This is a genomic window from Ureaplasma diversum (assembly GCF_000941095.1).
Taxonomy (GTDB): Bacteria; Bacillota_I; Bacilli_A; order Mycoplasmatales; family Mycoplasmoidaceae; genus Ureaplasma; species Ureaplasma diversum.
On the sequence record NZ_CP009770.1, the window covers coordinates 1 to 14,890 of the forward strand.

Sequence of the window (14,890 nt, forward strand, 5' to 3'; positions counted from 1 at the left end):
GATTATGGAAGATAAAAAAGCTCAAGTTTTATATAAGCAAGTTATTAATTCCTTAGACCCTTCTCTTGTTTCAGAAAACATTTTAAATATTTTAAACAATGCCAAAGCATTTAATGTTTCAGATGGTATTTTAAAAGTTTTGTTAAATGATAAAATCAGCAAAATTGCTTTAAACAAAGCATTAGTTGAAACCAAACTTGTTACTAAAAAACTAATTGATTTATTTTCTAAAAACAACTATGAAATTTTAAATGTTGTTTTTATCACAGAAAACGAATCCCAAATTGAACAAGTTGGTTTTAAAGTTATTAATCAGTTCTCTGATAATCGAATCAACTTCTCTGATGAGAATAAACGAATGACGTTTGATAATTTTATTATTTCAAATTTCAATGAAAAAGCCCAAAGTATCATTCAAGCTTTATTAAAAAATGATGATCAATATAATGATTATAACCCAGTTTTTTTATTTGGAAGTGTAGGGATTGGTAAAACCCATTTAGTATTAGCAGCAGGTAATGCTTATGCACTATCTAACCCATCTAAAAAAGTTTATTATACAGAAGCTAATGATTTTTATAGTCGATATATTTCAGCATCTGGTTTAGGCAGTTCACAAGTTGAAAAAATCAAAAACGAAATGAAAGAAGCTGATTTACTAATTATTGATGATATTCAAAACTTAGCTTCAAGAGATAGTGCTTTAGATGTGATCTTTACTATTTTTAATAGTGTTAAAGGCAAAAAAGAAGCTAAGATCATTATTACAAGTGATAAACCAAGTAAAGATTTAAAAGGATTCCCTGAACGATTAATTTCTCGTTTTGGTGGAGGGATTCAATGTAAGATTACCATTCCTACTGTCTTAGATGTTAAAGAGATCATCAAACATTGATTTGCTCAAAACAATATTTTTAATTACGATAGTGAAGTAATTACATATATTGCTGAAAACTATTTAAATGATATTAGACAACTAATTGGCTTACTTAAACAAATTAAGTTTTGATCACATGAATTAGGAATTGAAGGCATCATTGATAAAGACTTTATTGATATCCATTTATCTGAATCAGGCGCTACTTTTGGAATCAAAGCTAAAAAACAATTTAGTTTAGAAGATGTTATTGATTTAGTTTGTAGAGAATATAACCTTAAAAAAGAAGTTATTAAATCAGATAGTAGAGTTGCTCAAATCATCTTAGTAAGAAAAATCATTTACTACTTAGCTGTTAGTGAACTGAAAATGAGTTTTAGTGATATAGGACGATATTTTGGTAAAGTCCATACTACAATATCTCATTCATATCATGAAATAAATACTAAACTAGAAACTGATGAACAATTAAGTGGACAAATAAAAATTTTATTAGATAAAATGAAATAAAAGCAAAAAAATGGAATTTTTAGCTTAATTTATTATATATTTATATATAGTGTGTTTTAGTATTAAAACCAAGAATAACGGTTACTAATTTTTGTTACGTTAGGATTTTATATATTATAAAGGAGTAGTTATGAAAAACATTCATCCATCAACATCGTCATGTACTTATAAGTGTGTGACATGCCAAAAAGAATTTGTTATTGAAACTGTAGGTAGCACTAAAGAAGTCCCAGTTGAAGTATGTTCAAATTGTCACTCATTCTACATTGGTAAACAATCAACTGGAACAACTTTACGTGGACGTGCTGAAAAACTAAGTAGCAAGTTTGAAACAGGTCTAAACAACATTAATAAAAAACCAGAGAAAAAAGAAGTTGTTCGTAAGTCTAAACCACGTCCAGGTTTAAGTGCTTTATAGTTAGTTAATCTTGCTATTTACTATTAATGATCTAATAGGAATTTGCCAGGATTAATACTGCTAACTAAACAGGAATTAGTATTCAAATAACAGGCAAATCCGTCTGTTATTTTTATCTTTTAAAGGATTATTAAACATGGAATATAATAAGAAATTATTTGATGCTGTTAAAAAGGTAACACTTAAAGACACTGAACTAAAACAAGAATTAGAAACTTGTGCTTCTGATTTTAAACGTGTAAAAGAAATTAATATCCAACTTAAAAAAACATCAAAGGTTGCTGAAGTTTTTAGTGTCTATGAAAAAACGATCCAAAGTGGATTAGATGCTGAACAAATGCTTGCTAATGAAAAGGATGATGAACTTTTAGAATTAGCTCAACTTGAATTAAATGATGCTAAAGAAAAAATTCCAACCCTTGAAAACGATCTTAAGATCTTATTATTACCAACTGATAGTAATGATGATAAGAATGTGATTGTTGAAATGCGACCAGCTGCAGGGGGAGATGAGTCTTCAATCTTTGTTGGAAACTTATTTGATACATATCGAGCATATGCAGAATCACGTAATTGAAAAATGAAAATTATTGAACTAGTTCCTTCATCTGTTGGTTATAGTTTTATAAGTTTTATGATTTCAGGAGAAGAAGTTTATTCGCGAATGAAATTTGAATCAGGAGTACACCGTGTGCAACGAGTTCCAGCTACTGAATCAAAAGGAAGAGTTCATACTTCAACAATTACAGTTGCTGTTTTACCTGAACAAGATGAAGTTGATATTGTGATCAACCCATCTGATTTAAGAATTGATACATATCGAGCTTCAGGAGCTGGGGGTCAGCACGTTAATCGAACTGAATCAGCTGTGCGAATTACGCATATACCAACTGGAGTTGTTGCTGCTTGTCAAGAAGGTAAATCACAAATTGAAAACCGAGAAACAGCTATGAAAATGCTTCGTTCTAAACTTTGAGAAGCTGAACAAGAACGTGCTAATAGTGAGTTTGCTAACATGCGTAAAAACCAAGTTGGAACAGGGGATCGTAGTGAGAAAATAAGAACTTACAACTATCCCCAAAACCGTGTAACAGATCACCGCATCGGTTTAACTTTAAACAAGCTTGATCAAATCATGTTAGGTGATATTGATGAAATCATTCAAGCCTTAATTACCGAAGAGCAAGCAAGTTTAATGACAAACTTAGGGATTTAATATGACTTATGAACAATTAATAGCATATGGTTACAAAAGGCTTAATGATTCTAATTTAGATCCTAATTTAGCATATAAAACATTATTTACTATGGATTTTCATATTAATGATTATGATCAATATATGAAATTAAGAAATAATGATGTTAGTGAACAAATAATTGCTAAATTTCAACAAACTATAGAAGCTTTTAGTATTAATAACCAACCATTTGCTAGAGTTTTTGGTTTTGATTATTTTCTAAAAACTAAATTCTTTGTTCTACCAAGTGTCTTTATTTTTCGATCTGAAACTGAACTACTTGTTCAAGAAGCACTAACTTATCTTACTAAATATAATAGTATTAAAAAGGTTGCTGATTTTTGTGCAGGGACAGGAGCTGTTGGTTTAAGCTTAAAAAAAGCACACCCAGATATTGATTTAACTTGTTTAGAGTATGATCATACAGCGACTGAAAACATCAAACTCAATGCTTTATATCACAATCTAAATATCAATTTAATCCATACTGATTTAAAACAATATTTAAAACAAAATAAAACAACTAAATATGATTTGATTGTATGTAATCCTCCATACATTACTCAATCATATCAACTTGAAGAATCACTAACTAAAAATGATCCAATCCAAGCCTTAGTTGATTTTGATAGTGAAAATGGTTTAAGCTTTTATGAGTTGATTATTGATCATATTGATCAAATAGTAAATCCTGATTTTGTAATCATCTTTGAAATTGGTTTTGATCAAAAACCACTTCTTATTCAACTACTTAAACAAAAAAATGTTTCTTATTATTACTACTTTATAAAGGATTATAATAACATTGATAGAATATTAGTATTAACAAACCTTAAATAATTATGAAAATATATAAATTATCTGATTTAAATGCCATCTATGATGCTTTAGTTAAAAACCATTGTGTACTTATCCCCACTGATACTGTTATCGGCTTATTAGCTAAAAACAAAGAAGTTATCTATAATATTAAAAAAAGAGATGCTAACAAAAAACTAGTAAGGTTTGTAGCTAATTATGATTTATTAGGAGATCTAACTGTTGAACAAGAACAATTCTTAGATTTAGTTTGACCAGGAACAGTTACGATCATTAAAGATAATGAAAGCTATCGAATGCCTAATGTTCCAACGATCATTAAACTTGTTGAAAAATTAGGTCCATTATATTGTAGTAGTGCTAATATCTCAGGCGAAGAACCAGTTAAAAACCATAAAGAAGCAATCTTTGTATTTGGAGCAAATAGTCGATTAATGTATGTTGAAGGGCAACAAACATTATCAAGTCCAAGTACAATCATTGATATTGATAAATGAGAATATGTACGCAAAGGTGCTAATATTGAACTTGTTGAATCATTCCTTAAAGAACTAAAAGAAAATAAAGAAGGAAATAATAATGGATAAGAAATATATTTATTTTGCTAATGATCATGCTGGATATGAATATAAAGATCAAATTATTAACCATCTTAAAAATAAAGGTTATGAAGTAGTTGATCTTGGAGCTAATCAAGAAGATGGATCTGTTAATTATCCAGATTATGCATTTGCAGTTTCTAAAAAAGTAGTTGAAAAAGAAACTAACCAAAATCAACCAGTTGGCATTTTAGTTTGTGGAACAGGTATTGGGATGAGTATGGCTGCAAGTAAAGTAGCTAATAGTCGGGTTGCTTTAGTTTATGATGATATTAGTGCAACTCTTGCTAAAGAACATAATAATGCTAATGTTATCTCACTAGGAGCTAGAACTAAGTCATTAGATCAAATTCTTTCTATGTTAGATCATTTCTTAGAAGCTAAGTTTGCTGGTGATCGTCACCAAAAACGAATTGATCTAATTAGTGAATACGAACAAAAACACAAAAAGTAAATAAAAACTTGTATAAATAGATTTTATTTATTCACAAATCTACCAAATATAAATAAATCAGATTATGAAACTAATGTGCCAATAAAATAAGCACATTTTTTTATTTTTTTGTTGGTTTTTTGCAAAATTTCTCTCTTTTTTGTTGTATCATTTAATTGCAATATATGTCTTATAATTAAATATCAATATGAAAAGAGATTAAACATTATGTCATCATTAGGTTACGTAGTGTCTGAATTGTTTAATGGGGCAGCTGCTTCTGACAAAGTCGCTTTAGAAGGTAAATGAGGCGAATTAACAGAAATCAGTCAATCAGATGTATCTGCAAGCGGAATTAGTATTGCCATTGCTGTTTTCTCAGTAATTGGTACTCTAGTTATTGGGTTTAGTACCTTACCACAAACAATCAAGACTTTAAAAGATAGAGATACAGTTACTGTTAACTTTGCTTTATTCTTCATTACAGGGGTTGCGACAGTATTCTTAACAATTTATGGTATTGGATTAGTTGCTGTTAATCCAAACTCTGCAGCATTCTTAATTCAAAACGGAGAAAGCTACTTAATGACTAAGAGTGGAGAATACGTTCTAAACAATTCTGAATGAGTAGCTGGATACTTAATTCCTGGTATCTTCTTAATCTTCTGTGAATTCTTATGTGCTACAACTTCATTCATTGTTGCATTCTTAAAATTATCAAACATGAAAAAAGCAAAACAAAATGGAATGAGCGAAGCTGATTACTACGAAAAAATCGTTAAGCCTTCATTAAACTTAAAAACAAAGGGGGCTAACTAGTTATGTTAAGTGAATTACAAGCTTTTACATTAGCTAAAGCAGCAGATGTAGATGGTTTAGATGGTGCTAAACTTGCTGAATCTGCTAGTCGTTATGGATGACCAACTTCTGAATGAGGGGTTGCTTTCCAAGTTATGGGTGCGGTATTAGTATTCGTTGCATTCATTCCAGTTGTAATCCAAATTCTTCGTTCAAAAAGAACTGAAAGTTTATCTGTATTAATGTGAATTATTACTGTTATCGGGCTAGGATTATTAGGTGTCTTCGCTTGATTAGGGGTATCTGTTAACGTTGGTGGTTTCATCCTTGTTGCGTTATCAGAAACATTATCATGTTTCTTAAGTACAATCGTACTTATCTTCAAACTTGTGAACCGTTCACGTGCAAGAAAAGCAAACATGAGTGAAGTTGAATACAACAACATCAACTACCCAATTAAGTAATCACAATACAAATTAAACACATATAAAATCAAGAATAAAATAACAGGCAATTAGTTGCTTGTTATTTTTATTTATCTTTGATAAAACAATATAAATAAGATATTTTTACTAAACTTTCTTATAATTTAAGTTAGTGAGTAAAAACACTTATATATTAAGGATTAGCATATTTATGATATTTCTAAAAAAGTTTGAAGGAGTTGGGTTTAAATCGTTTGGTGAGCCAATTAGTGTTGAGTTTAAACATCCAATGACTGGTATCATCGGACCCAATGGAACTGGTAAATCAAATGTTGTTGACGCACTAAAATGAGTGATTGGAGAACAATCATCTAAAACGTTGCGTGGACATAAAAACGATTTATTGTATGCAGGAAGTAGATACACACCTAAAGCAACTGTAGCTAAGGTTAGTTTATATTTTAATAATGTTAATCAGATTCTTAAATCTGAAGAACAAGAAATTAAAGTTACTAGAATTGTTAATACTAAAACTGATGAAAGTAGCTATTTTATTAATGATCAAGTTGTCCGTTTAAAAGATGTTATTGAAATGTTTTTAGATAGCGGACTATCTAAGGGTTCATTAGGAATTATTAACCAAGGAGCTGTTGCTTGATTTGCTGAAGCTAAACCAGCTGAACGTCGGAAAGTTTTTGAAGAAGCAGCAGGAATTGGGCGATATACAAAAAAGAAACATGAAGCAAACAACGCACTTGATAAAGCAAACGAAAACTTAAACCGAATTGCAGATACACTTGCAATTACACAAAAAGAATTAGCTAAACTAAAACACCAAGCACAACGATTTGAAGAATACAAACGAATTAAAAACGAATTAACTGAACTAGAGTTAACTATCTTAACAAGAAATATCACCCACTGACAAAAAGTGGTATCACAAATCAAAGACCAACTAGCTAATAATGATAAAGAATTAGAATTAATTAGACCACAAGTTGAAGTTGAAAAAAATTCAATTCAAGAAATTAGAGATCAATATGATCATTTCAATAATATGTGAAATGATTTATATAATCAAAAAAGTAATCTTGAAAATGAAAGCAAACATGCAGCTGATCAATTACATGCTCTTGTTAGTGATATTGAGAATGCAGCTGTTAATGCTAAAACTGCTCAAGAACGTTTAGATGCATATCAACAATTAATTGCTAAAAATGATTTTGATTTAAACGATTTAGATCAACAACAAACAAAACATAAACAAGAAGTAGCTAATCTACAAACTACTCACACTAAAAACTATGAACAAATTAGCTCATTAACAAAATCTGTTCAAAACTTAAGTAGTGAATTAAACAAACTAAAAACAGCTAAAGAATATTTAGAAGCTGAAATTAATAGTCGAAGTAGTTATGATCGTGGAGTTAAAGCAATAGTTGATACTAAAAATGCTTTACCTGGAGTTTATGGTACTGTACTTGATAACATTAAAACTCATAAAGATCACGAACTAGCAATTACAACTGCACTTGGTAAAGCAATTAATAATATTATTGTACGTAATAATAATGTAGCTATTAATTGCGTAGAATTCTTAAAGAAAAATAATGCTGGATCAGCTACTTTTTTACCTGTTGAAAACTTAGTAGCTAAAACAATTAAACCAGAATTTATTGATGCTCTTAAAACACTAAAAGGTTATGTTGGAGTTGCTAGTAGTTTAGTTAAAATCAAAAATGAATATAATATTTGTATTCAAAACCTATTAGGAAACATCATTATTGCAGAAGATATAAATGCTGCAGCAGTTTTAAGTGAATACACTTATAAAAACTATAAAGTAGTAACTTTAGAAGGTGAAATCGTTTTTGCTGGGGGAGCTATTCAGGGTGGTTCTTCTAATCATAAAAAAATTATTATTAACTTAGAAGAAGAATTAGCTAATATCTCTTCTAAATATGATCAAGTTAATAATAATTTAATCAGTCAACAAAGCCAACTTAATACTATTCAAACTAATAATATCTCTATTCAAAACCAAATCAATATTCACCAAACTCAACTTGCTTCAATTGAAGGTAAGATCATAAGTACTAAAGAATTAAGAAACAACAATATTGCTAACTATAACTCTTTATCAACTAAGGCTTTTGATCCAGATTCAGCAAAAGTTAAAATTGATGATTTAAACTTAGTTGTTGCTAATAAGAATCAACAAATTAAAGATTTAGAACAACAAATGTTAGTGGCAAGAAATAATGCTAATGACTTCTTAAAATTACAAAGAAGTAAAGAAGAAGCTTTTGAAACACTAAAAACAAAGTTTGATAAACTTAATAATGATTCAACAATTAATAAAATGAATTTAGAAAAACTAGATTTAAGCATTAATAATGCAGCTTCACGAATTGTTGAAAACTATGAAATGACTGTTGAATATGCAACAGAACTTTATGCTAATAAAGAATTAGAATTATCAGAAGCTCAAGCTAACTTTAGAATTGAAAATCTAAAAACAGACTTAGCTCAGTTCAAAAACATTAATTTAAATGCCTTAGCTGAATATGAAGAAAAACAAAAAGAGTTTGATCTAAAACAAGCTGAATTTGATCAAGCTACACAAGCTGTTGAAGCAATTAGATCAACAATTGCTGAACTTGATAAAAAAGCAAGAGCTGATTTTATGCATATTATCAATGAAACAAACAAACTATTACCTGAGATTTTCCAATATCTATTTAATGGTGGTTCATGTGCTGTTGCTTTAGAAGATAGTAATAATATTTTAGAATCAGGAATTGAAATCTTTGCTAATCCACCTTCTAAGAAAAATGTTAAATTAAATGCTTTATCAGGGGGAGAAAAAACACTTGTTGTTTTAGCAGTACTATTCTCAATCTTAAAAATTGCTAACTTCCCATTAGTAATCTTAGATGAAGCTGAAGCTGCACTTGATGTAAGCAATGTTGATAAGTTCTCAAAGATTATTGAAAAATATAGTGATAATACTCAATTCTTAATTATTACACACCGTGAAGGGACAATGAAAGCTTGTGGTCGTTTAGTTGGTACGACAATGATGAACAATGGTATTACATCATTGCTTGAAATTGATCTTAAGGATGCAAAAATTAAATACGAAAGCGAAATCAATTAGTTATGGGTTTTTTTAAAAAATTATGAAACAAAATTCGCGGTAAAAAAGATGTTGAAGAAAAAGTTGAACAGATTGCAACCAAGCTTGAAGAACAACGGATCTTAAAACTTGAAAGTGATTCTAGTCAAAAGTTTGATGCAGGATTACGTAAATCATCATCAACCCTTGCTAATGCTATTAATGAATTAGCTCATAATTTCATTGAAATTAATGATCAATGATATGAATCGCTTGAAGAATCATTAATTGGTTATGATGTTGGATATGTAGCTACAACTAAAATCATTGATGCAATTAAAAATGAAATGCTTTATCAAAAAGTTGATAATCCAGAATTAATCAAACAAATTATTATTGATAAAATCTTTTTATATTACATCCAAGATACAACTATTAGTACTGATATCAACTTAGAAACTAACCGTACTAATGTAGTTTTAGTAGTTGGGGTAAATGGTGTTGGTAAAACTACATCAATTGCTAAAATTACTAAGAAATTTGTTGATGAAAACAAAAAAGTTTTATTAGTAGCTGGGGATACTTTTAGAGCAGGTGCTGTTGAACAACTTACAGTTTGAGCTAACCGACTTAATGTTGATATTGAACTTCCATCAAAAGAAGGACAAGATCCAGCTTCAGTAATTTATGCTGGGGTTAAAAAGGGTTATGAACAAAAATATGATTTAGTAATTTGTGATACTTCTGGAAGATTACAAAATAAAACTAATCTAATGAATGAACTAAAGAAAATTCATGATGTAATTCATAAATTTGATCCAACTGCACCTCATGAAACTTTATTAGTATTAGATGCAACCCTTGGTCAATCTGGTATTAACCAAGCTAAAGCATTTAATGAAGCTGCTCAGATCTCAGGAATTGTTTTAACTAAAATGGATTCAACAAGCCGGGGTGGGATTGTATTAGCAATTAAAGATGCATTTAATATCCCTGTTAAATTAATTGGTTTAGGTGAATCAATTAATGATTTAAGTGTTTTTGACTTAGAGTTATTTGTTGATGGAATGATCAAAGGTATCAACACAGATGCAAACACTAGATAATCTACTATATTGAATCGAACTATTTGATTCATATTTCAACTTATTAACAAAAAGACAAGTAGAATACTTCCGTTTACACTTCTTTGATGATCTCTCTTTTACTGAAATAGCTGAACATCTTAATGTATCAAAAGCTGCAGCTTTTGATGGTGTTGAAAAAGTTAAAAAACTATTATTAAAGTATGAAGCTGCTTTAAATCTAACTATTAAAAGAATGAAACGAGAACAACTATATTTAACAATAGAAGATCAAGAACTAGTAGCTAAACTAAAAGAGCTTGATTAATAGAAATAATGGTTTTATAGATAAAGAAAAAATAACACATTGCTGTGTTATTTTTTAAATATCTTAATGGTGCACTCGAAGAGACTTGAACTCTTATGCGATTAAGCACTAGATCCTTAGTCTAGCGTGTCTACCATTCCACCACGAGTGCTTTTTATATTTAATAATTTTACTCTTTTTAGTAAACTAAATCAATACTAATTGATAAAATGTACTAATTATTTAAACATAACGTAATTAGATAGGATAAGTATTTTGTAAATTTATATGTTAAATGAGTTAAAATAATGAGTACATTGTAAATATTATAAATATTTTAATATTATTTATCGAACATAAACATTTAATGAAAACTATATCTTAATTTAACTATTAACTTTAAACATTATTACACTTCAAATTATAAGTGTTTATTTGTTTTTATATATTCATAAATGGTTTTATTAAAATATATGAAATTATCCGTTGGAGTTGTTAATACAACAAAAAGGAGATGTTAATATGAAAATAAATAAGAAAAAGAGTGTTATTATCAAAGCTACTACAAGTGCAGGATTAATTTCTTCAGTTGCTCTTGGAGTAGGACTTGGCATCGGACTTAATAACAGATCTCAAATTTATAATTCTAAACAACATAGCTTAGAACAATCAAACCAGTACTTAGCAACTGGGAGTAAATTGATATATGTTCAACTAGACAAAAAGCAATATGCAAACAAGCGTGTAATTGCTGTTTTTTTAGACAAGTCACAAAAAGAAGTTAAGAATTATCAAATCATCTCATTTACAAATGCTAACGGATTAGCTAGTATAAGTACAGCTGATTTACCAAACCCTGGTATATATCAATTAGATCATATTATTGATCCAATTACTAATCAAAAAATAATCACAGCTAAAGATTTAACTGATCAACAAAAACAAGAAATAGTTAAACCTATTTTTGTTCAACTAATACCAAATGAACTAAACAAAGGATTGGGAACACTTATAATTGGTAGTAATGATCACAATTTCATTAATCATCAAATAAGAGTTAGTTTAGTTAGTGCACTTGATGGAAAACAAGTAGATATTAAAGGAATTGTTGATCAAAAAGGTAATATTGTTGCTAATGCTTCAAGTTTAATTAAAACAATTGAATATCAAATTATTCGTGTTACTTTAGATGAAAAAATTCCAACTGCAATAGTTAACCCTTATGATTTAGTTAACGATGGAAGAATTAATGTTCAAGGTAATTCAAGATCTGAAGTAGAAAAGGATTCTGTTGATCGACCAATCCTTTTAAAATATGAACCTAAAAGTAGACAAAATCAACAAACTAGTGTTATTCAAGATAAATCTTCATCATTAGAATTAGATTCACCAGAAGTTGGTTCATCTAATTCTCAAGCAATTAATGATCATAGTGGTTCAAATGTAAATTCTGAGCTTTTAGTTGGTAAAACCAATATTACTCAGGATACTTTTTCAGCTGAGCTTCCATCAAAAGTTAAAGATCGGGATTTTGTTGAAACTGAAAAAGTTGAAACTGTTAAACCTGAAAAAGAATCAGACCAAGAAATAGCTGATCGAATTAAACTAGAAAAAGAACTAGAAGAAGCTAGAAAGAAACAACAAGAAAAACCAGAACCAAAATCATCAAAACCAGAAGAAAAAGAAAAAGCTCCTGAACCTAAAACTGCTGATAAAACGCAAGAACAAAGTGATGAAGCAATCAAGTTAAAAATCGAAGAAGATGGTAAGTCAATAATTGAAGCTGAAATTCGTCGACTTGAAGAAGAAAAACAACGATTGATTCAAGAAGTTATTGATCGCGAAAATGCAGAAAAAGAAGCTAAACGAAAAGCTGAAGAAGAAGCAAAACGTCTTGAAGAAAAACGTCTAAAAGCTGAAGAAGAGAAAAGATTAGCTGAGCAAGAACGGATCAAAAAAGAACAAGAAGAAAAAGAACGACTTGAAAAAATCAAGAAGTTGCAAGAAGAAGCTAAAAGACAAGAATTAGAACTTAAACAAAAAATTCAAGAACGAGAAGAATTACAAGCACTTGAAAAAGAAAAAGAACGACTTAGAAAAGAAGCTGAAGCCCTTGCTGAACTCTTAAGAAAAAAAGAAGCTGAAGAATTAGCTAAAAAGCGTGAACAAGAAGAGCTAAAGAAAAAAGAACAAGAAGCAATACTACAAGCTGAAGAGAGAAAACGACAAGAAGAATTAAGAAAAGCTGAAGAAGCTGCACGTCAAAAAGCTCAAGAAGAATTAATTGCTAAACAAGAACGAATCAGAATCGAAACTGAGCGTAAAAAAGTTGAAGAACAAAAACGTGCTGAAGAAGAGAGACAACGAAAAGAAACAGAAGCTGCTGCAGCTAGAGTTGCTTTAGAAAGAGCAGCTAAAGATAAAGAAGCACAAGAAGCTATCTTAAGACAACAACGTGCTGCCAAGGAAAAAGAAGCACTGCTTAAAAAACAACAATTAGAGCGTGAGCAAAAACTAAGAGAGCAAAAAGAACAAGAAGAAAAACGACGTCAGATAGCTTTACGTGAACAACAAGAAAAAGAAAAGAAAACTAACGAATTAAAAAAGAAGAAACAAGCAATTTCTGATGCTATATCTAAATTATCAGAACTGTCAAAAGAAGAACAAGATAAATTTAAAATATTAATTAATCAATATAAGGATATAAATAATCCTGAAAAATTAAATGAATTACTAGTTCAAGCAGAAGAACAAAATAATAAAAAACTGCAAGCAAGAAGAAGAAGAGAAGAATTAATTACTAGACAAAAAAGAGAAGAAGAGGATGAAAGAAAACGAAGAGAAGCTGAACTTGCTCGACAAAGACAAATTGCTGAAGAGAAAAAACGACAAGAAGAATTAAGACGTAAGTTAGCTGAAGAAAAACGAATCCTTGAAGAAAAAGAAAGAATTAAACGTTTAGAAGAAGAGCGAAGACAAAGAGAACGAGAAGAAGCTGATGAAAAAGCAAGAATACAAGCTATTATTCAAAGAATTAATCAAGCAAAAGAAGCTACTAAAAATTATTTAAAAACACAATTTCTTAGAAGTTATGAACAAGATCAATTAACTAGAGAAACTGAAGCTTTAAAAAGTGACCCTAATAAAGAAACTGAAATAAAAAAAGCTCTTGAAAAGATTAAAAATAAAGCTAATAAATTTGCTCAAGAAAACCAATATATTCTTAAAAATAAAAAATATCTTTCTAACTATAAATTAGAAAATAATAAAGTTCTTTTTACTCAACAAGAATATAGAGATTTCAAAAATAGAATAGATAAAATTATAGGTAAAACAGATGCTGATAAAGCATTTGATTCGATTGATAAGATAAATGAAGAAATAACTAATAAAAATGAACAAATAGCTAACTCAATAAGAGTTGTAGATGTTCAAACTTATGGTATTCATAAAGAAATCCCAGCCAATGATAAAAATACTGATAGTACAAAACCATTAGGTAACATAACTGGTAAAGTTGGTGGTGAACTAGAAATTGAATTATCAAGAGAAACGCAAATACCTATAATATGAGCTGATATCGAAACTCCAAAAGGTCTTCGTTTAGTCAAACTATATAGAGATAATAGAAATAGTAGAAAATTCAAAGTAAATTTATCTAAAAATATAACACCAATCGAATATATCGAACACGATAGACCAACAACATATAAGATTAAAAATATAACATTCTTTACTGATGGTAAAGATACAAAATACAAAAATGTTGATTATAACAAAAGCTTCGAAGTTCCTAGTTTATTAGCTAAATATGAAAATGTTAACGCTTATAGAATAAGCGGTGGTAAAGAAATTCAATTTAGTCTTAGATTTATTGACCCATCAAAATATATTCTTAATGAATTAGAAAATAAAAATGCTTTCTTTACTGTTTTCCTAACCGAAGATGGAAAATTAAAAACTCATATGCTAAGAAAAAATGATATTCGTAATATTGTAAATGTAATATACGAAGGGCATTATGCAAAAGTTACATTCAAAGTTAAATTAGACAACCCTAATACGAATGTTAAACTCAAAGGTTTAAATTTCCTTGCTAAATATGAAAAAGGCGTAGAAGAATATTTATCAAATTTAGTAGCTGTTCCAACTAATGCAAGAGATCGTAATATATTAGATTTCCTTATTGATAAATTATTTGACAAACGTGTTGTTTATACTGACGAAGATCATAAATATATCTATAACACTCTTCCATACCTACCAGTTTAACAAACAAAAACC

The 14,890-nt window shown here is 29.1% G+C and carries 12 protein-coding genes and 1 tRNA gene; 12 read left to right on the forward strand and 1 reads right to left on the reverse strand.

From position 1 onward, the window contains the following. Positions 1 to 4 precede the first annotated feature (4 nt). The 11 genes from JM47_RS00005 (at position 5) to JM47_RS00055 (ending at position 10,627) form a co-directional block, all read left to right on the forward strand. A complete protein-coding gene (locus JM47_RS00005) occupies positions 5 to 1,387 on the forward strand; it encodes a DnaA ATPase domain-containing protein (RefSeq protein WP_208895013.1) in 1,383 nt (460 codons plus the stop codon). Positions 1,388 to 1,517: 130 nt separating this feature from the next. Beyond that, a complete protein-coding gene (gene rpmE, locus JM47_RS00010) occupies positions 1,518 to 1,805 on the forward strand; it encodes a 50S ribosomal protein L31 (RefSeq protein ID WP_208895014.1) in 288 nt (95 codons plus the stop codon). A 136-nt stretch (positions 1,806 to 1,941) separates the two neighbouring features. Continuing rightward, positions 1,942 to 3,021: a peptide chain release factor 1 gene (gene prfA / locus JM47_RS00015; protein ID WP_208895015.1), complete on the forward strand. Its 1,080-nt coding sequence runs from the start codon at positions 1,942 to 1,944 to the stop codon at positions 3,019 to 3,021. Position 3,022: 1 nt separating this feature from the next. Beyond that, on the forward strand, positions 3,023 to 3,883 hold the full coding sequence (locus JM47_RS00020; protein WP_208895016.1) for a HemK/PrmC family methyltransferase: 861 nt from the start codon (positions 3,023 to 3,025) through the stop codon (positions 3,881 to 3,883). 2 nt (positions 3,884 to 3,885) lie between these two features. After that, positions 3,886 to 4,449, forward strand: coding sequence for an L-threonylcarbamoyladenylate synthase (locus tag JM47_RS00025; protein ID WP_038101977.1), 564 nt, complete (start codon positions 3,886 to 3,888; stop codon positions 4,447 to 4,449). Further along, complete coding sequence (locus JM47_RS00030) at positions 4,442 to 4,915, forward strand: RpiB/LacA/LacB family sugar-phosphate isomerase (RefSeq protein WP_208895017.1); 474 nt, start codon at positions 4,442 to 4,444, stop codon at positions 4,913 to 4,915. Before JM47_RS00025 ends, JM47_RS00030 begins: the two co-directional genes overlap by 8 nt. Positions 4,916 to 5,122: 207 nt before the next feature. After that, positions 5,123 to 5,713: a PQ-loop domain-containing transporter gene (locus JM47_RS00035; protein WP_208895018.1), complete on the forward strand. Its 591-nt coding sequence runs from the start codon at positions 5,123 to 5,125 to the stop codon at positions 5,711 to 5,713. Between the two features lie 2 nt (positions 5,714 to 5,715). Continuing rightward, on the forward strand, positions 5,716 to 6,156 hold the full coding sequence (locus JM47_RS00040) for a hypothetical protein (protein WP_208895019.1): 441 nt from the start codon (positions 5,716 to 5,718) through the stop codon (positions 6,154 to 6,156). Between the two features lie 172 nt (positions 6,157 to 6,328). Then, positions 6,329 to 9,277, forward strand: a complete 2,949-nt coding sequence (locus JM47_RS00045) for an AAA family ATPase (protein ID WP_208895020.1) — start codon at positions 6,329 to 6,331, stop codon at positions 9,275 to 9,277. A gap of 2 nt (positions 9,278 to 9,279) precedes the next feature. Further along, positions 9,280 to 10,341 carry a signal recognition particle-docking protein FtsY gene (ftsY, locus tag JM47_RS00050; RefSeq protein WP_038101987.1) on the forward strand — a complete coding sequence of 354 codons (1,062 nt, stop codon included), beginning with the start codon at positions 9,280 to 9,282 and terminating at the stop codon, positions 10,339 to 10,341. Beyond that, entirely contained in the window at positions 10,325 to 10,627 is a 303-nt protein-coding gene (locus JM47_RS00055) for a sigma factor-like helix-turn-helix DNA-binding protein (RefSeq protein WP_208895021.1), read from the forward strand. The genes ftsY and JM47_RS00055 overlap by 17 nt, the downstream gene beginning before the upstream one ends. Positions 10,628 to 10,694: 67 nt before the next feature. On the opposite strand, the gene JM47_RS00060 is transcribed toward JM47_RS00055, so the two are convergent. Continuing rightward, positions 10,695 to 10,778: transfer RNA gene (locus JM47_RS00060), tRNA-Leu, on the reverse strand. Between the two features lie 350 nt (positions 10,779 to 11,128). Here JM47_RS00060 and JM47_RS00065 point away from each other — a divergent pair. Next, positions 11,129 to 14,878, forward strand: coding sequence for a hypothetical protein (locus JM47_RS00065; protein WP_208895022.1), 3,750 nt, complete (start codon positions 11,129 to 11,131; stop codon positions 14,876 to 14,878). Positions 14,879 to 14,890 lie beyond the last annotated feature (12 nt).